Here is a 23,530-nt window from a genome sequence, read left to right as displayed (position 1 = left end):
TCATCAAATGATTGGTATAGCACGAGTGTCACATTCATTTTGACCTATTCCCAAGTCACATGAACCGCCTTGCATTCGGTACCTTGGTGTGATTTGGGAATAGCGTATGCTATATGAATTAGAAAGGACCGACTAGGTGAGTAGCACGCATTTTTCGCCATATAATTGACTAAATTCTACGTATTAACTAGCTGTTTATGTTGTCTAAGATATGTTCAATGACGGCTTTGACTCTTGGGCTTTGCGCGCTTTCTTTGGTGTAGACAATATACGAATCCTGATCCTCGCCTAGGGTACTCCAGCTGTATTGGACCAACAATCTTCGTAATAACCCTTGCCTTACATCATGCTCGGCTTGAGCTCGTGGTACAACACACAGTCCCCCTCCGTTTAAGCATGTTTTATATCCAATGCCAGTGCTGACATAGGTGAACCACGCCCCTGAGGTATCGAACGTTTCCACGTCTTCCTTATCCCTATGTTTAAAACTCCAAGTCGCATGCTTATTAGAACGTTTGAGCCCCAGGATATCGTGATGATGTAGATCTTCTGCGCTATTTAGAGGTGCTTTGTTTTTCAGGTACTCAGGGCTTGCCACAAGCCAAAACTCTGGATAATGAAACGGCCGCATAATCAAAGATGAGTCTTTGGGTTTAGTGACGCAAATATAGATATCATGCTCTGCTAAATAGGGGTCAATATAGCCAGCTTCTATCGTTGTCGAAATACTTAACTTAGGCCACTTTTGATGCAGCTTGGGCAAGCAAGGCGCGATGTAGTTATCGCACATCCAGTGCGGGGCACTGATTTTGACCAATCCGCTTATTTCTTGGTGTCGATTGAAAACAGCGCTCTCCATCATGTCGATTTGAGAGCATATTTCTAACCCTCTTTCATATACGATTCGTCCTTCCTCAGTTAAAGAGAGCTTACGGGTGTGGCGAATAAAGAGAGCCGAGCCCAGATCTTTTTCCAGTTGCTGAATGTGCCTAGAGACCGTCGAGGTAGCACAATTTAACTGGTCTGCGGCCGCAGAGAAGCCTCCGCACTCAACAACAGAAATAAGATAGGGTAATGATTCTATAGATAACATATTTTGCTCTCTTAATGGCGTACCGCAATACTATATACCTAACTCACCTCAAGATGCGAATTTCAGCGAGATAGGTAAGGCGCAAATAAGTAAGGCAACGTCAATATACATGCTCAAACGATGGCAGAACGTCATGTTGAATAGTTTTATTTTATGGTTTGATGTGCGGAATCTGTATTAAGAGATATAAAATTAACACTGCTAATCATTGACTTAGATCTTATGGCACGAATTTGCTTTTCACTGACCATCTTGATGTTAATTTTGCAATTTCTCTCATCCGACCACTACTGAATGCTGATAGTATGCCTCCTCACCAGATATGTGATTCTGGTCACTTTTACATACTACTTTTAAGAGTTATTCAAACAATGAAAAGCAAAAACCTACCAATGAAAAAGCTTGTAACATCCACCCTACTAGTAACTGGACTATCTGTGGCAGGGGTATCGTCTGCGTTTGCAGGTAGCAGCTATTTTTCAGGTTCAATGGGAATGGGATATCAAAGTGTGCCCGTATTATCAAATACAGGCGTATCGACGTCATCAGATGTACAACCCGCCTACAGCTTTTCCTATGGCTATGAGAGTGATGTGCAGAATAATTGGTCGGGGGGCTTAGAAGGTGGCTATACCTATTTTGGCACCGCGAATGTGAGCTCCACCGCCGGTAACGTGAAAGCGCGTACCGCAGCTTGGGACTTCGCGGGTTTTGCCGCGTATCACGTTAATAAACAGTGGTCGATATTTGGTAAAGGTGGCATGGCACTTATGTTCTCTAGCATCAATTACGATGGTAACGGCCACAATAATGACTCATCAGAGTTTAACCCGCTGCTGGGAGCAGGCGTTCGCTATAACGTTAATGAACAGCTGAGTTTCGACGCATCGACAACACACTACTTTGGCGATACCGCAAGCTCGGTTGGTAATAGTCAAGCTCTAGGAGATTCTAGAGTAGTCCCTTCAATCACTACATTTATGGTCGGCGTACAATACAAGTTTAAATAACGTTAAGTTCCTACCTAATATTTTAATGCTAAAAGGCAGTGGCTGTTAAAACTCTGCTGCCTTTTATATCCAATAAATTCCACCCCTTTATTAAGTGGTTGATAACAAATATATAATTCGATTGTTGCAAAATGCGCAATCGATTTTTTTTAATCCTCTGTGTTTAAACATCCCTACCAGAAATAAATTGGAAGGCGTCCGTTAAGACCTAATTTATTTTCTACTAAGTGGGGTTCACAATGAAAAAAGTAAGACCCGAATTATGTAATTCACTGTTATTCACGCCAGCCAATCGACCCGAACGATTTGAAAAATCAGGATCGAATAAAAGCGCACAAATGGTGGTGCTAGATTTAGAAGATGCGGTGTCTCTACGCTACAAAGATCAAGCAAGAGAGATATTGATTGACTATCTACAACACAATCCATCTATTCCGTCCGATCACCCTATGATCACAGCAGTCCGTATTAACGCTATCAGTACCCATGCTGGGCTAAAAGATATTGTGTGTTTAGTTCGAGACAAAGTCGTGCCCGATGTTGTGTTTCTACCAAAAGTACAAAACGTACAAGAAATCGAGTTGTATGCGCAGCTACTGAACCAAGGCAAAAAGCAAAACGTTCAGTTTATCGCGGCGATAGAAACGGCTGTAGGGCTTGAAAACGCTCATCAAATTGCTGCTCATCCTGATGTGGTTGCGATTGGTTTTGGTGGTGCGGATCTGGCGGCAGATTTAGGCGTAGACCTTACCTTTGACAACACGCAAGTGTATCGCGCACGTATCGTTCAAGCGGCGAAATATGCTGGCATTGTGGCGTGGGATGTTCCCTATTTAGACTTTCGAGATGAGCCAGGGCTAATCAAAGAAACCCAGCAAATTAAAGCGATGGGCTTTAACGCCAAAATTGCTATCCACCCAGCCCAACTAGCGCCTATTAACAAGACGTTTCTACCTTCAGAAGAAGAGGTCAACGAAGCCAAAGAGATACTCATTACCTTCAAGCAAGCCAACGGCTCAGCCTGCCAATACAAAGGCAAAATGCTGGATATCCCGGTGGTAAAACGAAGCCAAGACATTCTTGAAAGAGTCGGATGTGAATATTAGGAGCTTATGATGAATCAACAAAAGACACCCACTAGCCGAGCTCAAGATCTATATCAATCTAAGCTCATGTCTGCAGAACAAGCGATCGAACGCTTTTTGCCAGATGCTCACTTTGTCACTTTTGGTTGTTACGCCGGAACCCCTGTCGCGGTCAGTAAAGCGTATGCTGAAGCGGCAAAAAATGGCTTATTCTCCCACCCAATTGAGACCTATTTATTCCGTAGCTCAGCTGAAGTGGTGAGCTTTTTTAACGACCCAGAAGTCCTAAAAACCATTCACCTACAGCTTCCTTTTATGGGTGGTGAAATTGGTACCTTGTTAAAAACGGCGCGAAACCACCTTGGCAAAGTGCAATACCCAGAGTTTATTCCGGGCCACTTTAGTCATATGGAGTCTGGCTTTCTGACTCAAGAAGGTGACCCAGATGTGCATATGTTACAAGTCTCGCCAATGGATGAACATGGTTACTTTAGCTTTGGGTTGGATGGCAGTTTTTCCATTCCTGCAGCAAGACGTGCCAAGCGCATCATCATTGAAGTCAATGAGAAAATGCCACGTACCTTTGGCGACGGCATTATCCATGTCAGTGACGTTGATGCCATCGTTGAACATACCAGCAATTTGTTGATTCTGCCGAACAAACCTGCAAGAGAAACCGACCACGCTATTGCCGAGCACATCATCAACCATATTCCTGATGGGGCTTGTATTCAGTTAGGTATCGGCGGCGTGCCTGATGCGGTAGGTAAGTTTTTGCTGGAGAAAAATGATCTCGGCATTCATACCGAGCTTCTGTGCAGTTCTCAAATCGATCTGATTAACAATGGCAATGTGACCAATAAATACAAAAAGCTGCATCGTCACCACACGGTATTCAATGTGGCAATGTTACCGAGCCAAGAATATTACGATGTGCTCGATAACAACCCATCGATGCTCTGTTACCCCGCGTCATATGTGAACGATGCGGCAGTGATTGAGCAGATAGACAACATGATATCTATCAACTCATTTGTCGAAATTGATTTGTTTGGTCAAGTTGCGTCGGAATCGGTGGCTTGGAAACAAATCACCGGAACGGGAGGACAAGTTGACTTTGTTCGTGGAGCAAGCGGCTCTAATGGAGGCAAAAGCTTCTTGGCCGCCGCGTCTACTGCAAAAGGCGGTCAACTCTCCAAAATTGTGCCAAGGCTCAACAACATAGTTACTACCGCAAGAACCGACGTTCAACACGTGGTCACAGAATTTGGCTGCGCCAATTTAGCCGGCATGTCCAATAGCCAACGGGCGAGGACGCTTATTAGCCTTGCACATCCAAGCTTCAGAGAAGAATTAACCGAGCAAGCCAAAACAATGGGTTTAATTAAATAAGGGGTCAATCATGTTCAGTGCATACGCAAAAATTAATCAAAACACTTACCGAGAAACCTTTGGATTGGACTTTGAACAGTTTGAAAAAGGTCAGGTATTTCGTCATCGCCCAGGCATCACTATTAGTCAACAAGACAATGTTGATGAAGCCACAGATACCATGAATTCTGCTCAGCTTCACTATGATGAACATTATGCGTCACAAACCGAATGGGGACACTGTTTGGGGGTGAGCACCATGACGCTGCAAAAAATCATTGGAAGTAGCTGGAAAACCTTTGCCCGTAAAGACCGTATTGTGGAATTCACTAATATCGCGATGACCAAACCCGTGTTTGGTGGAGACACCTTGTATGGCGAAAGTGAAGTGCTAGCGGTGGAAAACCTTGAAGACTCTGAGTGTGGTTTGGTTACGGTGCAAACTCGAGGTGTAAATCAAAGAGGTGAGGTGGTCACTAAGGTCAATTACAACATCCGCATCTATAAAAAAGGCCGTCACCCATACTATGGTCAATCTGAGCTAAATTATGATCTCACCGATGAAAAATTCTCTGCCTACAAACTTGAAGAAGATGGCGCGCTAAAAGAAACGGTAGGTATTTATTATGAGGATTTGCTACCTGGTGAAGTCTACCAGCACGCGGCTTACAAAATTGTGCGTCCGGAGGAAGCCATTGAACATGCGCAGCGTTCAATGGAATGGAGCCCCAAATATGTTGACCCTATTTACTACAATGAATTCTTTCCAGAGCAAGGTAAAAATGGTCATTGCCCAGTAACCGAAGCCTATTGGATGGGAGCCATGACCGCTTGTACCACAAGGGCGCTTGGCAGAGTGGTCGCCAATTTGGCTTGGACCGATATGAAGTTACATCGCGAACTGTTTCCGGGTGAAAAGCTGAGTGTGACTTCCGAAATCATTGATAAAAGAGAGTCCAACTCTCGACCTGATCAAGGCATTGTTACGGTCATCACCCGTGCTTATGACCAAGACGCCAATGTGGTGCTGTCGTTTAATCGCACTCTACTGGTTTATCGCAAAGGTAAAGGTCCATACGACAAAGCAGGCTACTAAGGCTGCAAATCCTATCGATTTTTGAATCTCTCGTAATAATACAAGTGCCAGTCCCAATGGCACTTGGATAAAAGGTTGCTGATTATGAATAACGAAATGACAGTCATTGAATATGTACTTGGTCAAATTAAAGAGCTTGGAATTACCGATGCTTTTGGGGTGCCAGGTGATTTTGTTTACCCAGTGTGTGATGCCATTATGGATGATAAGCAGCTACGCTGGATTGGATGCTCAAATGAGCTCAACGCGAGTTATGCGGCAGATGGTTACGCGCGAACTAGAGGAGCCAGCGTTTTAGTGACCACTTATGGCGCTGGGGAGCTGTGCACGTTTGGCGGGATTGCTGGTGCTCACGCGGAGAACTCAAAAGTGATCGCACTGGCGGGTATGCCCAGTCTAGTCGAGCAAGACGGCACCACACGTTATCACCATATGGTTGGTGATCCATCACCTCGCTATGATGTGTTTGTTGATATGATTCGCCCTCTCACTGCTGGTGAGAACAGCGCTGTGGTCATTACCCCTGAAAACTGTGTTTACGAGACTCGGCGCGTACTAGCGGCAATGAAGTATTACTCTAAACCGGTATACTTGGCATTTCCACGTGACGTGCCTAATTCTCCAGTGGTGTTTCCTGAACATGCTCTCGACATTCCTTTGGAGCAGCCACAAAGCGATCTGGCAACGCTAGAAAAAGTGGTTGAGGAAATCTATTCACGCTTAAATACTGCTAAGCAAAGTTGCGTTTTACCAGGTTATTCACTGCGTCGGTACAACGCCGTGGAATCAGCGCTTAAATTTGTTGAAAAAACGGGCCTGCCGTTTGCTGAAACCAACCAAGATCGCGGCGTGTTCTCTATGCAGCATTCGAATTACATAGGCAGTTATAATGGGCATTGGTCCGGCTGGGCAGATTCGGCGGTCACTACATGGGTGGAGCAAAGCGATTGCATCGTCGCACTCGCGACCGAAAACCATGACTTTAACAACGGCCTCCATACTTTGCGCTTCGATCGCAGTAGCTTAATCAAAATCAATCCGCACTCGACGGCCATCGGACAACAGGTCTACCACCATGTAGAAATGAACGATGTACTGAATGCTTTGACCAGCAAGTTCTCGACTCAGCTCGTTGAATCATGCCCTTCTTTGGATGTGAGCGACGTGGCTATTGGACTGCCCAGTGGTCAACTAGACGATGTAATAGATTACGAGCCGTTGTATGAAAGGTTGCAAGAGTTCATCAGAGAAGGCGATATTATTGTTTCGGATACGGCAATGGCGTCAATGTGTTTCTCTGCTCGCGCGGAGCTACCTGATGATGTAGAGCATGAAGCGCAGCTATCGTGGGGCGCAATTGGCTGGGGCACGCCAGCCATATTAGGAAACTGTATTGCAGAGCCAAACAAGCGTTGTGTTATCATCTGTGGAGAAGGCGGCCATCAAATGACAGCAACGGAGCTGGGCACATTTGAACGCTATGGCGCAAAACCTATTTTTATTGTGGTGAACAATGGCGGCTATTTAGCCGAAAGAGTGACTAATCGCTACCCTGATGAAAACTACAATGATATTCCGACTTGGAATTTTGCCAACTTACCCAATGATCTCGGTTGTCACTGGCGAACTCGTCGGGTCACCACACTCGGTGAGCTTGAATCTGCATTATGTGAGGCGAGCAATGCCAATACGGGCGTATACATTGAGGTTGTCGTGCCAGCAGATAGGATACCAAAAGGTTGTGACTTCTTGTTTAATGCGACAGGCAAGCACTTTGAACAAGCCGAGCGCACTTGGGACACTCGAAAAAGCAGCAAGCATCATCAATAGATGTTCTTTTTCATCAGACGTAACGGTCGAGCTACATCACGGAAACAGCGTGGTGTTGCGAGATCGTTGCCCAATTACATTGACTCATTTCTAAGTTTCCCTACATTTTACGAATCGATAATTTTTTTCGTATAAGCAAAATATTCACAGAATGAATACACTCATGTTAGGTGTGTTTGAAAGTGGAAAGCAATGAAGGCCCAGACATCAGGTTCGATTATCACTAAGCTATGTGCGTTAATAGCCATTGTGGCAGTGATATTGGTCATTTATCGTCTATATCAATCGAGTCAGATTGCCGACATGAATAGCCGTGGTGGGCCACAACCCGGTGAACCCATCCTTTATCAGGTGTTTGGGATAAGCTCTACCCGGCCTCTTATTATCACCGTTCCAAAAACCAAAGCTCGGGCGAATATCGAGAGCGTTGACTATACAACGCACATGGCATCGGGGCGATATAACAATGGCAGCTCAATAGGACTTGTGCAAATCGATATCGAAACGGTACTGCCGTTGGGTAACCATGATGAAAAAGCTTACAGTGCTATTGTTGTTCTGTCTGATGGCGGCAACGCCCAGCGGTATTATTTGAGTACGTTTTCCTTTGATCCTAGTACCGAGGTTGTCACTTTAGTGGACAGTGAGTGGATTGGAGATAGCATTAGCGTGGATGCGATTGAGTCAAAAGGCGATTTAATTCGCATGGAAGTGGCAGACGATAGCTCTCTGTCTAATTCGATGAACCGCGTACGATCTGTCATTGTTGCGGTATCGGACCATTACCAGTTGAGCACACTTAAAAATCAGCGTTAACGCGAAACAGGACTTCTCTCGCTCAATATGGCTAACCTACTGACATGTATAGTGTCTATTGTAGAACTCAGTGAAATTGCCTATTATCTAATCTTGATTTTGATATGACATGGTTCACATATTAGTAGGCGTAGGGAGTATTAGGATGATCAGCAAACGTTTTTTTAAAACTAAAAATGAAGTAGAGGTGACTTTTGAAGTACCAGCAGAGCAGGCAAACAAGTCCATCTCTTTGGTTGCCGACTTTTTGGATTGGCAACCAGTCGAAATGAAGAAAGTCGCCAAAACGAAAACCTACAAATATAAAGCTCGCTTACCTAAAGATGGGCAGTTTGAATTTCGTTATTTGATAGACGATGAAAAGTGGCTGAACGATCCTCATGCTGACCAATATAAACCCAATGGGCATGGCGAGGACAATGGGTTAGTCTCCACCTATCAGTAATGTTAGCCATTACCTAGGCCTAGCTCTTTAGGCCTTTGGAGGACATAACAATTTGTAACATGTCTTTTGCTAGATAAATTAGACTAAAAAGGCGCGGTTGCGTCTTTTTTGTCGCACAATTGAAAAGCCCGATGCCGCTAAGCCCCGCCTAGTTTGATCGAAATCTTATCGTATTAATGTTTAGCCTATCATACTGTAAAATATCAAAAACGAGGTGTTAAGGTGCTTCGATTCTAGAGGGGAAGGGACCTTTAGGGGGTGACTTTTTATTCAGAAAGCCTTAGTCTTTGCAGCTTATTTAGTCGTTATTTCGAGGAATCTTGTGGTATCCAAGCTGATTGTTGAGCGTTTTTCTGCGTTACCTATGCAGAAAAAGATATTATTTACCGTCTTACCAGTAGCAGCAGCGGTGGCATTGACCTCTCTCAACAACGATCTCTCGAATGCCTCTGTGTCGGTAAGCGTGCCTCGGCTTAGTGACAGCAATCCAGTTCTTGATGTGACTCCTCCACCCGTCGATATGCCAGATTACGAGTATGTCATTAAATCTGGCGACAGTCTGAGTGTGATATTTAACAAACTCGGTTTTTCATACAAAGAGATGATGAAAATTATGGAAACCGATCTGGACTTCTTAAAGCTCGATACATTGCAACCTGGTGATACTTTGAGATTTTGGCGTTCAGCCGATCATAAATATCTGCAAAAAATGGAGCTTGAGTTCAGTTTGGCTGAACGCGCGGTGTATTCTCGACTAGACGATGGTAGTTATGACTATAAAGATGTCGTTGTCCCTGGCACCTGGAAACAATACCCTTTAGTTGGCACGATTCAAGGAAGCTTCTCTCAATCGGTCAACAAATTAGGTATTGGCAGCAATGAAATCGACCAAATCGTATCGATTCTTGGGGACAAAATAAACTTCGCCCGTGACTTTAGAGCAGGTGATAGATTCGAAGTAGTAGAAGCGCGTCAATTTGTTGCTGGCAAGCCAACAGGTAGCAAAGAAATACAAGCCATTAAGCTGTTTAATCGTGGTCAAGTCATCACCGCCTATTTGTATAAAGACGGACAGTACTACGACAAAGATGGCCACAGTTTAGAAAGAGCGTTCCAGCGCAAGCCTTTTGTTGGCCGTTATCGAATGAGCTCTTCGTTCGATCCCACGCGTCGTCATCCAGTGACGGGGAGAATTGCACCGCATAATGGTACAGATTGGGCGACACCGACTGGAACGCCAATTGTCTCAACCGGAGATGGGGTCGTGACTTTAATTAGAAATCACCCGTACGCCGGAAAATATGTGGTTGTTCAACATGGTAATAACTACAAAACACGCTATCTCCACTTGAGCAAGGTGTTGGTCAAAAAAGGTCAGCGAGTGTCCAGAGGTCAAAAGATTGCGCTTTCTGGCAGCACCGGTCGTGTGACTGGGCCGCATATTCACTATGAGTTGATTGTGAAAGGCCGTCCAGTGAATGCCGTGACAGCGAAAATCCCTATGGCGCATTCGGTGCCAAAAAGTGAAATGCGAGAGTTTATTGCTGAGCGCAAACGCTTAGACGCAATTTTGAATGAAAAACATTTACAGCTGGCGACGAACAGTACGCCGGGACTAGATAGCTAAACATGTTTTGATGAGCTAGGCGAGTTTAGCCATTGATGACACAAAGCTTTTTGTTTGGCTTTTGAGACAATATGTCTATCATTTCTTGGGTCGCTTTAGGTTGTGAATAATAAAAGCCTTGTATTTGTTCACAGCCCATCGCGTGCAATTTTTCTAGCGCTTTTTCATCTTCAACCCCTTCGGCAACCAATTCAACGTTTAGCTGTTTAGCAAGTTGGATGATTAACCATACCACTCTTTCCGATGTTTGATTATGAAGCATATTGCGAATGAAGGTCGCGTCTATTTTTATACAGTCAATAGGATAACTGTGTATATAGTTTAAGCTTGAGTAACCGGTACCAAAGTCATCGAGCGCAACTTTAAACCCTAGAGTACGGAGTTTCCCCAGTATTGATTCCACTTGATTGGTTTTGGTTAACAGCACGGTTTCTGTCAGCTCGATGGTGAATTCATGAGGGTAGAAACCAAACCGGCGGATGGTGCTGGTGAGATGTTCAAGGTATTGAGATGGAGCGCTCAGTTGATGTGCAGAGCAATTGAGGCTAAACATCATCTTGTAACCTAATTTGGCTTCAAATTGTTGCTTTGCCATACAGGCCAGCTCTACGATGCGTTCGCCCAATTCTTTGATAAGCCCCGACTCCTCCGCCGCCTCTATAAATTCAATCGGGGAAATATCTCCAAGCGTGTCATTTTTCCAACGGGCTAAGACTTCAAAGTGGCTCCAATCACTGACGTTCTTTTTCACAATGGGTTGCAGCACAACGTAAATTTGATTGCTAGTGTCGTCGGTACTTTCTAACGCGTACCTTAAGGCTTCAATGATCATGTTGCGTCGGTAGTACTGAACGCTAAGCTGAGTGTCGTAACAGCAGGTATGTTGAGAGGAAGATTGCTTGGCCGATTTTAAAGCAAGGCTTGCGTTGAGAATCAGCTGGTCGGGATTGATGTGTTGCTCTGCTTTGCGGGCTAATCCAAAGCTGACGCTTAACTTTATATGACGTGAAGAATCTGAATAACCAGATTGTAATTGCTCGTTGATTTTTTTACATATTTCCAAGGGATCATTGGAAAAAGTGATGAAGGCGTATTCGTCTCCGGCGATACGAAATACCAGATGAGTCTCTGGTACATTTTGTGCGACGACTTTTGCCACATGCTTAATGATCTGATCGCCAATGTAGTTTCCGTGTGCATCGTTAATATGTTTGAAGTTGTCAATATCTAGATAAGCGAGTGTAAAGCACTCTAAAGTCGAGTTTGTTAGCGTTTCTAACTTGTCAGATAGACAGCTACGGTTCATTAATCCGGTTAAGTTGTCGTGAGAAACTTCGTAGCTGAGCTGGTTGACTAAATAATCAGATCGTTCAGTAAGCCACTTGATTCTCAGCCCATGTACTACGACATTCGCCAAAATTTGGTGGTAATGGATAACCATTTCAGCATCAATGAGTTGATGCTGAAATTTCGATGCTAATATTCCCAAGACTTCGCCTGATTTTGCCCGTAAAGGGATGCCAAGATAAGCCATGATGTTGTGTTGGCTAATGCTGGTGTCTGAAGGGAAGTTTCCTTGTAGATCAGATGGATAAAGAAAGAAAAGTTGCTCGGACTTAACAACATGCTCGCAGGGAGTGCCTTGAAGTTGGTAAGACTCTTCATAAAATGTCTCTCTTATTGAAGAGTGGGATAATGTCCGAGCGTTGTAGTGCAGCTTATCAATTTCTACGATACTGGTACTGAAAGTTTTAAAATGCTGATGTAGTACTTGAGTCACTTCATCCAGTAACTGATTTCCTTCTAAGAGTAAGATATTATTAATCGTTCCAAAATTGATAATTTCGCCGCTAACCTTTATTTCACTAGCCATACTGGTTAACTCACGTTGTTGTGAACCAAGTTCACAATATTTTAGTTATATTCTCCTTATGAATATGGATCAATTTGCATAAAAATCAATTGAAATTCCTTACTACATCTTACCTTCAGCGAATTGTTAGCCAAATTCATGCAGTTAGAGCGCAAGTTTTTATAGCACTTTTTTGCTAGGATTTTTTTGTCATAGCGGTGGGTTTTCTTTCATCCGCTCTTTTAAGTAGTTGAGAAACAAATGAGTACGCGTGTGTTTGTAGTCCAACTTGGGGTAATAAGCATAGACGACAGCTTCATCGGCGGTAACGTCGGGAAGAATTCGAGTGAGTATGCCTTGCGATAGTTCATCACGAATCATCATATCGCCAGACAGCAAGATACCTAGTCCATGTTTGGCGGCATAGAATATTGCTTCTGGGTTAGTGGTAAAAAAATTCCCAGAAAGCATAATTCTCTTGCCTTGTGAGAGCCTTATCTCACGTTGCGGCCTCTCCCCCCAGATAAGCACATTATGGCTTTGCAACTCTTCAACCGTTTCTGGACAACCAAACCGGTCAATATACGTTGGTGAAACATAGAAACCTGCTTTGTAATCGTACAAAGGTGTAGCGATAAAGCTCAGAGAGTTGATTTGCTCGACTTCTCGGCTGATGATGACATCGAGACTCAGTTCCGGCAATTGGCCTGGTGTGGTCGTCGTCAACTGGATACGAATATCTGGATACTTCAGCAAAAAATCATTTAAATATTGGACTAAGAACTTGGAACCTACGGCCAACGTTGCCCCGATTTTTAACAGACCGACAGGCGTTTGGTTAACTGAGCGAGTCTCATCCACCACCGATTGCCATCCATCGAGCTGGTCTTTGGCCCGCAGGTAAAACAGTGCGCCTGCCTCAGTTTGAGTGACTGAGCGTGTGGTACGTTTTAATAATTGGGCACCAATTCTTTCTTCTAACCAGTGAATCCTTTTACTTACCGCTGAGCTGGTGGTATTTAGCTTTCTTGCTGCGCCGTTAAAGCTTTTCTCTTCCACTACTTTTAAATAGGTTTGAACACTTTGAATCCAATCCATACCTTGCCTTATTAGTTCTTATTTGGAATTAATTCAATTCCTGAATGCTTTATTATCATTTATAGGTTAAGAATATAGACTGTTCCTATGGAAAGGGAACAGAATATCGTTTTTATGAAAAACACACATGATAATAGCTTTGATAAAGCTCCGTTGTTACTCGCCCTGATGATTATCGCGACGGGGCAGGTTGGTGTGAGCATTTACTTACCGTCATTACCACTTATAAGTGAAGCTTTGTCAATAACAAGGGCTGACGCACAAATATTGGTGACGGCATTTTTGGTGTGTTTTGGTGTTTCTCAACTCTTCTATGGCCCGCTTTCAGATGCTATCGGCCGCAAACCCGTATTCATCCTTGGCCAAGGCGTGTACCTGTTTGGCACGGTTATGTGTGTGATGTTTATCAACAGTTTTGAGTGGTTGATTGTCGGGAGAGTGTTACAAGGCTTGGGAGCGGGTAGTGCCTCTGTATTAGGGAGAAGTGTGCTAAGTGACAGTTATGAAGGGCCCCACTTAACTCGCTCTATGACTTATCTAGCAATGACAGCCTCGATAATCCCTGTTATTTCACCCGCATTGGGTGGCTGGCTTGCATTTCATATCAGCTGGCAAGCGGTATTTAGCTTTGTACTCATTTACCTACTGTTTATGTTTGTGCTGGGGACTTGGCTGTTACCAGAGACCCTACCTTATCCGAAAAAACGCTTCGATACCGTTGCAGTATTATCCAATTATTGGCACTTAGTGAGAGAGCCGCAGGTCATTGCTAGTGCAAGCTATAACTGGCTTACCTATTTGGCATCGGTTGTTTCGGTATCTGTGTTCCCCTACCTGCTGCAAAAGGAATTGGGTTTGACGGTCGAATCTTACGGTTTATATATGATCATCCCCTCAGCCGGATTGATGATGGGGAGTTCAAGTCTGCATATTCTCAATCGCTATTTGTCGACCAGCCAAGTGTTAATGTTCGCGATAAGCCTCATTGCGCTGTCAGGAATTTGGCTTATCGTTACTCCACTATCGTTAGTTAACTTGATAGGTGCATTGACCGTTATGACGATTGCTCAAGGGCTGTCATTTCCCTTGTCGATTAGCATGTTATTAGCGCCACATAAGAAGCAAGCAGGGGCCGTGTCAGCACTAAGCGGCGCAGTTCAAATGGGGGTTGCAGGTATTGCAGGTGGATACATTGTGAAATGGTGGGTTTCAAGCCAGCAAAGTGTCGGCTCTTTTTATCTGCTTATCAGTGTGGTTATGGCTGCGGTTCTGCTAAAAACATTGGGTGGCGTAAAGCAATTCGAGGCACATCATTCGGTTGTGGCGACCAAATAGACGACATATCACCAAATCGTATCGTATACTGCAATTTTTCCTATCGACTATAGTTTAGTTAGTTAATAAGTGAGTGATAGATATAGATACTCACTCAGTTGAGCATAATTGGAGTGAATTGCGTTTATGGAACGAACAACATGAAATTGCTTGTTGCCTTAGTGCTGAGTTTTGGTTTATTACCCACTCTTCATGCCTCTGTTGTCACGGCAGTATCTGACCCGTGGCCGCCATTCATTACATTAGACCCAAACAGACCTGGTATTGCCGTAGAAATTGTAGATGAAGCGTTAAAGACGCAAGGTAGTGTCCTGGATATGACGGTTGTTCCATGGGCGAGAGCGTTACTTATGGTCAGGCATGGGAATGCCGACCTATTATTACCCGCTTGGTACACGGCTGGACGCTCGGAATATTTACTATTTAGTGAGCCATACCTGACCAACGAGGTGGTCATTGTCAAACGGGCGACGGATGACTTTGAGTTTTCTGGATTGGAGAGTTTAAGTGGTAAGACAGTCGGAGTCGTTCGAGGGTATAACTATGGTGAGTCGTTTGATAAAGCAGATAATTTTGATAAAGCTGAAGTCAATGATCTGGTTACCAACCTAAAGAAGCTGATGCGAGATCGAATCGATCTCACTATTGGGGATAAGTTAGCCATTCTAGCGACAATAGAAAAATACGGTTTGAACCGAGATAACTATCAGTTTTCTGGTTTGCCTGTTTCTTATAAAACTCTCCATATCGCATCAAGCAAAGCTAACCCAAGCTCCACAGCATTAATACAAATATTTAATCGGGGCCTGGTTGAGATCAAGTCAAACGGTACTTTTATTGAAGTGTTAACCAAGTACGGCGCTCATTAGCTGAGCAAGTGGCTAAATCGTGCCTTATTACTGCACTTTGTTACTACTTAGGGTTACAATGCTCGGCAAATTATCAAGGTAGTAAAAGTAATGCAACAAAACGAATTTGAATCTTTAGTCGTGACTCTGTGTGAAGCAGAAGATTTGCCACAAGTGCTTGAATTATTGAAAGAAAACCAAGATGAAGAAATCGCGACCGCTGCCCAGTCTCTGTCTGGTCAATTTGCATTAGCTGATGCTGAGGGAGAGCAGCGCATTTACCACGTGACCACCCAACCGGATGAACAAGGTAACGAGCAGGAATACGTTGAGCACATTATGAATGTTGGCGATGATGTCATTAAGTTTGTTGCTTGGTTCTTCGATAGTCAGTTTGACGTCAAGCAGAAGCAAACCTATCAAGCGGCGGGGAAGACATATAAGCAGCCAAAACGCTCGTAATCTTCACCAGTTGTAAGTGAGTTTGAGCCAGCTTTAATGCTGAAGCTGGTCGATAGGCTCTTAAATACGACAGCACAAAATCTGAAGCGACAATTAAGGTACTAATGGTGGGCTGTCACTAAATGAGTGCGAAAAACAGTATTTTCAGAAGCTGAGAGTGTATAGAGTTCTGGGGTCTTACCAGCTCTCGCCTTAAGAAAACGTTAGGGTTATTGGGCGTATTGTTTAACTTGAGCTCTTGGGTCATCATCCAATCAGGGACAGGAGTTTGACCGTATTTTTTATGTAGCTACCCTCAATACGTTCATTTGGCACTATCCCTTGATAACACAAGCTATTGTTGAACACTCTCATCTTGTTCGGATCGTTGAGATAAATAATTGGCCAGGCTGGGGGACATGTCAAAGAGCCTATAGGGGTTTTGTGTGAGTAGAACGGCCGAGGTAACTGGACCGTTCTACTCAAACTATTCCCCAGTATGTTGGGTATTCAACAATACGACTCTTGGATATTTATGTTTTCATCCATTTTAGTCTCAAACGGATCTACATCAATAAACTTTGGATTACCCGTCAACACATATCGATGACCTTCTACCGTATCTTTGTGATGTTTGGAAATATATGGCTTAAATTTACTTCTATTATTTAGTCCGTCAATATCTATCTTTCCAGCACTTATCGGACGATGATATTTTGTATCGTATTTCACTCGTGATGTGATATCTGCTGATTTCTTGCTCATCATTTTCCTATGGGCATCATATGGGTTCATCGAGTTTTTTGTATCTCTTAATGCATTGTAGGCATTTCGACATTTCTTTTTGTTGCTCATAGAACCCAGACTTGGAATATAAGTGCTCGAGCCCATATTATTGTAAACATCTTCATTGGCTATGATTCTGTTGTAGATAGCCATTAGCTCTGATTGAGTGAGAGACGTTACTTGGCGGAGCCGAGTTCCCCAGCCAGTCAAGGCTTTTTCAGCGAAGTCTCGGGTGATAAAGTATGGGCCTTTGGCTATAACAAGACCACTTTTGGCCCCATCTGAATGTGCATTACCCACTAATGTCGCATGACGACCAGGAATAAAGCTAACGTATGATTTGGTGCTTCCATGTAAGGTTGGCATTCTCGCTTTAAAGCCAGTGGAACGTTCATGTTCAGCAAATAAGCATACTATTTGGCGAACATTTGAATTTAAGTGCTTGTAATTTTTAAATTTATTTCTTCCTCCAGGAACTGGATCACAAGCAAAGATATTTATATTTATGTCTCGTGTTTTTGGGTCGCGATAAAGGTAATTGGCAAACTCAAAACAGCTTACCCCTCCTCGGCTCCAACCAATTAAGTTGACTGTCGTGATCGGATTTTCCCATCGATGTCTTTGCAGTAATGCAAGGCGGCTTTTATCTGCATGGTATAGATCAGCCGCTAATGATTTAACTTCTGCTTGGTCATTTATATCGTGCAATAGCCGCTTAGCTCTAACTATGTAATGCTCTTGTCCATATTTTGAGAAGTCCTGCCTTGCAGTCACAATACCTTTAGCATATTCCATATTGCTTTGAATTCCATTACCGAGGTATTTATCACGACCAAGACGTTCATTCCCATAGCTATTATTTGTTGGTTTGAGCCACTCATCTTGCTTGCCACTACCTACGCCATCCACCTCTAAGTAGTCAAAAAACAGCCTTCCTTCAGCTAAACTGGCTAGGGTGGATATTAGTTCTCCTTGAAAATAAGCATCTGTATTATTAAGGTCTGTTGAGTTAGATCCTGTTCCATGGAAAAAAATAGTAAAAGTTGACATGACTTACCTTATCTCTATTGGCATGAATAGATTAACTTTAGAAGAATTAATATGATTATGAACTTTCTATTGAAAGTTAATTAGGATTTTTATGTATATAGAATAATGAATTTTCATTTATTGATTAGAAGTAGACTTTTCAAAGAGGATAGTTGGTACTTATATAATAATAATGTCAGTAATGTGATTCGTCAAGCTATTTGAGATAGATATTTAAGTGGCTTCTATCCTATGACCTAACTTTTGTAAATTTTTTATAAATAACAAAAATAATATTTTTGTGTTTTTAGAGTTTCTTTATATATTGTTAGCGTTCATTTTTCCTTTAAATTCAAACAGTAAGTGCTATATTTTAATTGATACTACATAATAATGATCCATGTGAGAAAATTCTATTCAATGAAATTATAACATTTGTAATTTTTCCTTTATTATTTGTTAGATTAATTAAATTGTATTTTATATAATATGTCCGGTAAGATATCCTCCTATGATAAATCTTATGATAAATCCTATGAAAATATAGTGTACGTTCGATTCTTATTCTTTATTTGGTCTTATTTTATAATAAAATCGCATTGCCAAACCAAATAATGCATATATTAAATCGAAAGGTTAATGTTTGATGTCAATTTTCATAGAGTGGAGAGCTTATGAGCGTTAATGGCATTATTCCGAAGTCTAGATTTATGATAGCTTATGACACTAGAGTAAATGGTGAGCTTAAAAAAGGTAAAGAGCTTCCCTTCAAGGTCTTGGTGTTAGGGGATTTTTCTTCTGGACTCTCGAATGATCAAAATGTTGCATTGGAAGTTAGAAAAATTAGGAGTTTAAAATCTGGAATAGATATGGTTCTTAAGGACATGGATATTTGTTTGAATATCCGTATACCAGATGTAATGAATCATAACGAGGGAGCGTTAGTGGCTTATAACATTAAAGTTGACTCTATAAAGAGCTTTCAACCAGAGAGCATAATGAAGAACATTCCAAAGATTAATAACTTGCTAAAGTGTAAGTCTATGTTAACTAGCTTTGAGAAGGATATTGAAAATAGTCGCGATATTAAACGATTGATGGACAGCATTTTTTCAGATAGTGAAGCATTGGATAAGCTTAAAAAAAACATTCCCAACTTAGAAAAATTCATTATATGTCTTCAAAATAAATAACTTCTTAATTAGAAGCAATTTATTTTTCTAAAGACCTCTTCGAGAGGTTTTTTCACAAAATTCTATTTGTACAATCACACAGTGCTGTGTCTCCTTCACCTTCCTAACTATCACTGCCTGAACTACTGTTGGGTGAGATGCTCCGTTTCATATTTTCCAGTATGATGGTCGAGATAACGAAAGGAGAGCGGGGTTTCCCCGCGATAATGGGCTAGCTTTGTCCCAGAAATCGGGGAACATTTGAGATAGCGACCGAGGTAGTTAATGGTGGATTTAGGGTGCTGAGTCTTTCTGACGAAATGGACATGCCAGAAGACATCAGGCATGGTTAAAGTCAGGCAGAAGCATACCTATCAAGCGGCGGGGAAGACATATAAGCAGCCAAAACGCTCGTAATCTTCACCAGTTGTAAGTAGTTTGAGCCAACTATAATGCTGGCTCAAACTGGCTTGCTGAGTTCTGATTTGGTTTTTATGGTCGACATGCTCTTGAATGACGACAGCACAAAACCTGGAGCCACAATTAAGGTACTAGTACTGGAACTTTACTCTTGTATAAGAAGCTTAGGATCTCTTTGATATTCAGTTGTAAGCTGTCAGTACTATGCTCTCCTTTAGTGCGGACAACGGTTTTGTGGACGACCCCTTTTTTAACCAGCTCAGAATTAAACTCAATGGCTTGGCTAACAGGTGATGCGCAATCTAAAGCTCCGTGAGCGGTAAAAATCGGAGGGCTATTATGATGAACGTAACTGATTGGACTGGCTTCCAATAATTTGGCTTCGCACTGAACAAACGAGTTAGGGTCGTAATCATTTAGTGGGCAATCAACCAGCTCCCCGATTGTCCAAACATCTACTTCTGTGCCACAATTTAACGTGTGGAGTGTGTTGTTTAATCCTTCAATGTAGTCTAGCGTAAATTTCATATTGTATACCCCGAAAAGGGAAATCACTGCGGCAATATCGCCATTAAATCCAGGATAAATATTGGTATCAAATCGGTCACCACTAAGTCCTGCTAGTGCGGCTAAGTGCCCTCCGGCGGATTCACCGACTAATACTATGGCATTGGGGTCAATTCGTAACATTGAGGCATTAGCTTTGAGCCATGACACCGCAGTTTTCACATCTTGTACCGGAGCTGGCCAAGGCGCCGTATCCGTTGCAAACCGATAGGTAATAGAGGCTAAATGCATTCCACCTTGCTGTGCTATTTCACCGATTATGGGATTTGGTTCGTTGCTACCACCTCGCCAGTATCCGCCATGAATGAACACCAGAACAGGTCTTACTCCCATAGCAGCTGGTTGAGAGTAAAAGCGTAGAGATTGTCGTTCATGATCACCGTTTGGGGCATATATATAGTTGTCAAAAGGATGGTTTATTTGTGCGAAAATTGTGGATGAATGAAAAGCTAAAAAACATATCAGTAGTACTGCAAAAAGCTTCATTGATAAAATGTCTGAAATTGTGTTTGCTCTTTGTATTTTCATTTGGTTTTCCTTGCCCTTTTTAAAGTATTAAAAGGAGTATATGTAGAGAAAACCTTGGAGATGTTTACATGATCCTATTACAAATATTACAATTTTGTATGGTTTATCATTTGAAATGAATGTTAAAGACTGCGCCTTTCTGCTCTGGCAGTAGACTTATCGTGGCATTGTGTAAGTGGGCAATGCTCTGAACCAGACTAACCCCCAAACCATAACTGGATTCGCTCCTACTTGCATCGGCTGTATCGAAGCGTTCGAAAATGCACTCTTTGTTCTTTTGGTTATCAAAACATATACTTTTTGATGGGCCTATATATAACCTATCAAAAATACTATCAGAACTATAAAATCAAAACTTCTTACAATAATTGATAGCATTATGTCCAAATCTAATGTTGGTTACGCTCGGGTCAGTTCGACGGGTCAAAGTTTGGATGTACAACTGTCCAAGCTGAATGCTTATGGTTGTGAACTCATTTATCAAGAAAAGCGAAGTGGTCGTTTAGGTTTAGTAATATGTCCATAATGTTTAACCAATATAAAAAGTTTTGACTTATTTTTCTGGATTATAACAAATAGTCCATTGAATAAAGAAAGGATATATTAAATGAATTAATTACTTAACGTAATTTATTAAATATAACATATAGTATAGTAAATCTTACAAATACAATAGAAATGATGTTTATTTGAAAGTTTTTTGTGTAACTCTGTCTTTGAGTTCTTTCTAATCAAAATTAAATGATAGTTTTATCGTTATCTTAATTTAAATAAGTAAGATTTACTTTATATAGTGTTAATTTAACTGGATTATTTAATCCTAATATTTTTAGTAAAATAAGTTGTTATCTGATTTTACTAAAAATTCTAAGGGGGTTTAACATGGAAGATGTGGTCGTAAAAAAATTAAATGGATACTTAATTGGTTCTAGGCTTTTAGTTGAGGAAACTATAACATCAGGTATAGAAAGACATATAAAAAGAAGTTCATTTAATCCCGTTGAATATTTTTTTGTCAATGGAGAAAATGTAGATAGTGAAGCAGCAATAGATCTTCTGATTGCATTGTCTAATAGTATTTCAACGTATAGAAAACATAGTGAGTCTTATATTTACTGCATTGATGATACTCTGTGTTTTAAAAAGTCAAATAGTAAAATCGTGATTGAATTGCATCAACAATACTTGGCAGCAAGGTTTTTAAAAGACGTAATAAAACGCTCTCGTGTATTTGATATATACAGTTATATCAATAAAAGTCAATCAGAAAGAATAAAGTCTTCATATGAAAGATGGAAAGAAAAGATCAGCGGGAAAGTCCTTGTTGACTTTTTTTCTGTATTTTCTAAAAGTAAGCTAGAGTTCATAAAGGAAAAGAATGTCATTTTAAAAAAAGGAAAAAACCCTGTAGTTAGCACCTGCAATTTGAGGTCAGAGTACTTAAATAAATTGAAATTTCTTCAAGATAGTTGTGAGTCATTATTGTTCTCAATCCTGGTATTATCCAATGATAAAGAGCCGTATTTTCTTAAGGAAGATATGGTGAAATATCATATAGAAACAATAATAACAGAATTAAGAAATGAGTATATTTCAGTAAAACAAGTCAACAAAAGAATGGATATTTTACTTGATTACTGGTATAAAAAAGGGGAGGGTTTTTATACAGTTTCAAGGGAGAAAAATAGAGCGGATTTAAAATTTATAGATAAAACCAAAAGTATAATTGATGAATTAATATATCAGCATAATCACTACCAATCTGGAAAGCTACTCACCCATCATAAAGATGACCTTCGAAAGAGTCTGCATGTCTATTATCAGTCAGGAAGCACACGGAAGTATCAATCATTTTTTCATCGTGATATACATACAACAGAGCTGCTTCCTGACCAACCACTAAGCTCAAATGAAGTGCCCGATACAATAGATTATAGGGTCAGGAAGGAAAATATATCGGATGCAAACATGTACAACTATTTAAATAATATGGACCAGTTCTTGGAACTTCATGGATTTAAAATCGCCTCCGCTAGTAGGGATGCAGAGCGAGCATACCGTAAATTGTATAAGGGAAAGTATTTTCAAACTTACCGCCATTTGTTGAGTAAAGATAAATGGAATCAATTTCCTCGTAATGAGTTTGGATTTCGCGTTTATAAAATGAATCAAGACCCCTTTGAGGCGATACAAAAACTCTCGGCATGTAATATCGTAAGAATGAAGCAGCGCTTGCAACCGTTTAGTCGAGAAGAAATTTACTTTCATCGCTATGTCTTGGATCAAGAATATCAAGGTGTGCATTGTACCAATGCCAACTTAACGACTTTGTCACAAGGAGACGCCCACTTTATCACCTTACTATCGCGCGTTGCACTGGAAGATGCAGGTGTTCGGTTTAATACGGAGAATACACCAGCCTTTGATATTGATTTGGTTGCAAATGATGATTTTGTTTTTTCATCATGCGAGCCAAAACATGGTAAAAACACATCATTTCGCATAAAGTCAGGCTCTTTGGGTTCAAATCGAGTATTATTAGATGTAAAGGACATGCCTCGAGAAACTCTGGTGATGTTGACTGACTTGACAGCCTTTCAAAATCAAAAATTCTTTCGCGAGAGCTCACTAGGTTTCTTATCATTAAAACCTGCTGCCGAGGTGACTACAACGCCCATTAAAGGGTCTGAGAAGAAAAGAACGGTCCATAAAGCCTATGATAATTTGTGTGACAGTATGTTTTGTATACAACATCTTAAAGAAGCGATCGCATTAGAAATTATTGAGCGATTGAGGGTTCATCGAGAATCTAAACATACAGAAGTGAGTAACTGTTTGAGGTTGACTGCCCTTAAGGAATATACGGGTGAAGAGAAAATTCTTGATCGTAGTCCAATAGCCTGCTTAAACGAGTTAATGAGAGCCTTTATGTCGATACAACTGTTACAGCCTCGCCAGGTTAAGACCTCGAGAAAAAATTACATACCAGGGAAACAGAAGGCAATCTAACGTAGAGCTTATGCAGCTTTATTTTTTAACTGAGCTGCATAAGTGAATTTGTGCTCATTCAGCCGCAACGGT

At 41.5% G+C, this 23,530-nt stretch carries 20 protein-coding genes and 1 pseudogene; 14 read left to right on the top strand and 7 right to left on the bottom strand.

The features are described 5' to 3' along the window. Nucleotides 1-187: 187 nt before the first annotated feature. Entirely contained in the window at nt 188-1,093 is a 906-nt protein-coding gene (locus tag M9194_RS02435) for a LysR family transcriptional regulator (RefSeq protein WP_250610756.1), read from the bottom strand. Between the two features lie 371 nt (nt 1,094-1,464). Here M9194_RS02435 and M9194_RS02430 point away from each other — a divergent pair, with 371 nt between their 5' ends. The 8 genes from M9194_RS02430 to shyA all read left to right on the top strand — a co-directional run bounded on the left by M9194_RS02430 (nt 1,465) and on the right by shyA (nt 10,373). Further along, on the top strand, nt 1,465-2,103 hold the full coding sequence (locus tag M9194_RS02430) for an outer membrane protein (RefSeq protein ID WP_250610755.1): 639 nt from the start codon (nt 1,465-1,467) through the stop codon (nt 2,101-2,103). A gap of 239 nt (nt 2,104-2,342) precedes the next feature. After that, a complete protein-coding gene (locus M9194_RS02425) occupies nt 2,343-3,209 on the top strand; it encodes an HpcH/HpaI aldolase/citrate lyase family protein (protein ID WP_250610754.1) in 867 nt (288 codons plus the stop codon). A gap of 6 nt (nt 3,210-3,215) precedes the next feature. After that, nucleotides 3,216-4,580: an acetyl-CoA hydrolase/transferase family protein gene (locus M9194_RS02420; RefSeq protein WP_250610753.1), complete on the top strand. Its 1,365-nt coding sequence runs from the start codon at nt 3,216-3,218 to the stop codon at nt 4,578-4,580. A gap of 10 nt (nt 4,581-4,590) precedes the next feature. After that, the gene (locus tag M9194_RS02415) at nt 4,591-5,655 is read left to right on the top strand and encodes a MaoC/PaaZ C-terminal domain-containing protein (RefSeq protein ID WP_250610752.1); all 1,065 of its coding nucleotides are present in this window, start codon (nt 4,591-4,593) and stop codon (nt 5,653-5,655) included. 84 nt (nt 5,656-5,739) lie between these two features. Further along, the gene (locus tag M9194_RS02410) at nt 5,740-7,485 is read left to right on the top strand and encodes an alpha-keto acid decarboxylase family protein (RefSeq protein WP_250610751.1); all 1,746 of its coding nucleotides are present in this window, start codon (nt 5,740-5,742) and stop codon (nt 7,483-7,485) included. A 192-nt stretch (nt 7,486-7,677) separates the two neighbouring features. Then, on the top strand, nt 7,678-8,301 hold the full coding sequence (locus M9194_RS02405) for a hypothetical protein (RefSeq protein ID WP_250610750.1): 624 nt from the start codon (nt 7,678-7,680) through the stop codon (nt 8,299-8,301). A gap of 145 nt (nt 8,302-8,446) precedes the next feature. Beyond that, complete coding sequence (locus M9194_RS02400; protein WP_250610749.1) at nt 8,447-8,746, top strand: isoamylase early set domain-containing protein; 300 nt, start codon at nt 8,447-8,449, stop codon at nt 8,744-8,746. Nucleotides 8,747-9,068: 322 nt separating this feature from the next. After that, nucleotides 9,069-10,373: a peptidoglycan DD-endopeptidase ShyA gene (gene shyA, locus M9194_RS02395; RefSeq protein ID WP_348772024.1), complete on the top strand. Its 1,305-nt coding sequence runs from the start codon at nt 9,069-9,071 to the stop codon at nt 10,371-10,373. Nucleotides 10,374-10,398: 25 nt separating this feature from the next. On the opposite strand, the gene M9194_RS02390 is transcribed toward shyA, so the two are convergent. Next, the gene (locus tag M9194_RS02390; protein ID WP_250610748.1) at nt 10,399-12,246 is read right to left on the bottom strand and encodes a putative bifunctional diguanylate cyclase/phosphodiesterase; all 1,848 of its coding nucleotides are present in this window, start codon (nt 12,244-12,246) and stop codon (nt 10,399-10,401) included. A 189-nt stretch (nt 12,247-12,435) separates the two neighbouring features. After that, entirely contained in the window at nt 12,436-13,323 is an 888-nt protein-coding gene (locus M9194_RS02385; RefSeq protein WP_250610747.1) for a LysR family transcriptional regulator, read from the bottom strand. A 114-nt stretch (nt 13,324-13,437) separates the two neighbouring features. On the opposite strand from M9194_RS02385, the gene M9194_RS02380 reads away from it, so the two are divergent. The 3 genes from M9194_RS02380 (at nt 13,438) to M9194_RS02370 (ending at nt 15,968) form a co-directional block, all read left to right on the top strand. Next, complete coding sequence (locus tag M9194_RS02380) at nt 13,438-14,658, top strand: multidrug effflux MFS transporter (protein ID WP_250610746.1); 1,221 nt, start codon at nt 13,438-13,440, stop codon at nt 14,656-14,658. Nucleotides 14,659-14,798: 140 nt separating this feature from the next. Next, nucleotides 14,799-15,527: a substrate-binding periplasmic protein gene (locus M9194_RS02375; protein ID WP_250610745.1), complete on the top strand. Its 729-nt coding sequence runs from the start codon at nt 14,799-14,801 to the stop codon at nt 15,525-15,527. A gap of 90 nt (nt 15,528-15,617) precedes the next feature. Then, nucleotides 15,618-15,968 (top strand): hypothetical protein, encoded by a 351-nt coding sequence (locus M9194_RS02370; RefSeq protein ID WP_250610744.1) that lies wholly within the window; start codon nt 15,618-15,620, stop codon nt 15,966-15,968. 489 nt (nt 15,969-16,457) lie between these two features. Here M9194_RS02370 and M9194_RS02365 read toward each other — a convergent pair whose 3' ends face one another. Continuing rightward, a complete protein-coding gene (locus M9194_RS02365; protein ID WP_250610742.1) occupies nt 16,458-17,783 on the bottom strand; it encodes a hypothetical protein in 1,326 nt (441 codons plus the stop codon). Between the two features lie 653 nt (nt 17,784-18,436). Between M9194_RS02365 and tssB the strand changes: the two genes are divergently transcribed. Beyond that, the gene (gene tssB / locus M9194_RS02360) at nt 18,437-18,955 is read left to right on the top strand and encodes a type VI secretion system contractile sheath small subunit (RefSeq protein WP_250610741.1); all 519 of its coding nucleotides are present in this window, start codon (nt 18,437-18,439) and stop codon (nt 18,953-18,955) included. A gap of 122 nt (nt 18,956-19,077) precedes the next feature. Here tssB and M9194_RS21805 read toward each other — a convergent pair whose 3' ends face one another. The 3 genes from M9194_RS21805 to M9194_RS21800 form a co-directional block, all read right to left on the bottom strand. Continuing rightward, nucleotides 19,078-19,281 carry a transposase gene (locus tag M9194_RS21805; RefSeq protein WP_431769384.1) on the bottom strand — a complete coding sequence of 68 codons (204 nt, stop codon included), beginning with the start codon at nt 19,279-19,281 and terminating at the stop codon, nt 19,078-19,080. A gap of 196 nt (nt 19,282-19,477) precedes the next feature. After that, the gene (locus tag M9194_RS02355) at nt 19,478-20,449 is read right to left on the bottom strand and encodes an alpha/beta hydrolase (RefSeq protein ID WP_250610740.1); all 972 of its coding nucleotides are present in this window, start codon (nt 20,447-20,449) and stop codon (nt 19,478-19,480) included. A gap of 106 nt (nt 20,450-20,555) precedes the next feature. Continuing rightward, nucleotides 20,556-20,711, bottom strand: a complete 156-nt coding sequence (locus M9194_RS21800; protein WP_431769389.1) for an ATP-binding protein — start codon at nt 20,709-20,711, stop codon at nt 20,556-20,558. Nucleotides 20,712-20,828: 117 nt separating this feature from the next. Here M9194_RS21800 and M9194_RS02350 point away from each other — a divergent pair. Together M9194_RS02350 and M9194_RS02345 are read left to right on the top strand one after the other, a co-directional pair. Then, nucleotides 20,829-20,951: pseudogene (locus tag M9194_RS02350) on the top strand (recombinase family protein); the annotation flags it as partial. 380 nt (nt 20,952-21,331) lie between these two features. Then, nucleotides 21,332-23,458, top strand: coding sequence for a hypothetical protein (locus M9194_RS02345; RefSeq protein WP_250610739.1), 2,127 nt, complete (start codon nt 21,332-21,334; stop codon nt 23,456-23,458). The last annotated feature ends 72 nt before the right edge of the window (nt 23,459-23,530 follow it).

The sequence above is a fragment of the Vibrio sinus genome (assembly GCF_023634645.1).
GTDB lineage: Bacteria > Pseudomonadota > Gammaproteobacteria > Enterobacterales > Vibrionaceae > Vibrio > Vibrio sinus.
Note: the sequence above shows the minus strand (reverse complement) of the source record. Positions and strands in the feature narration are given on the sequence as shown.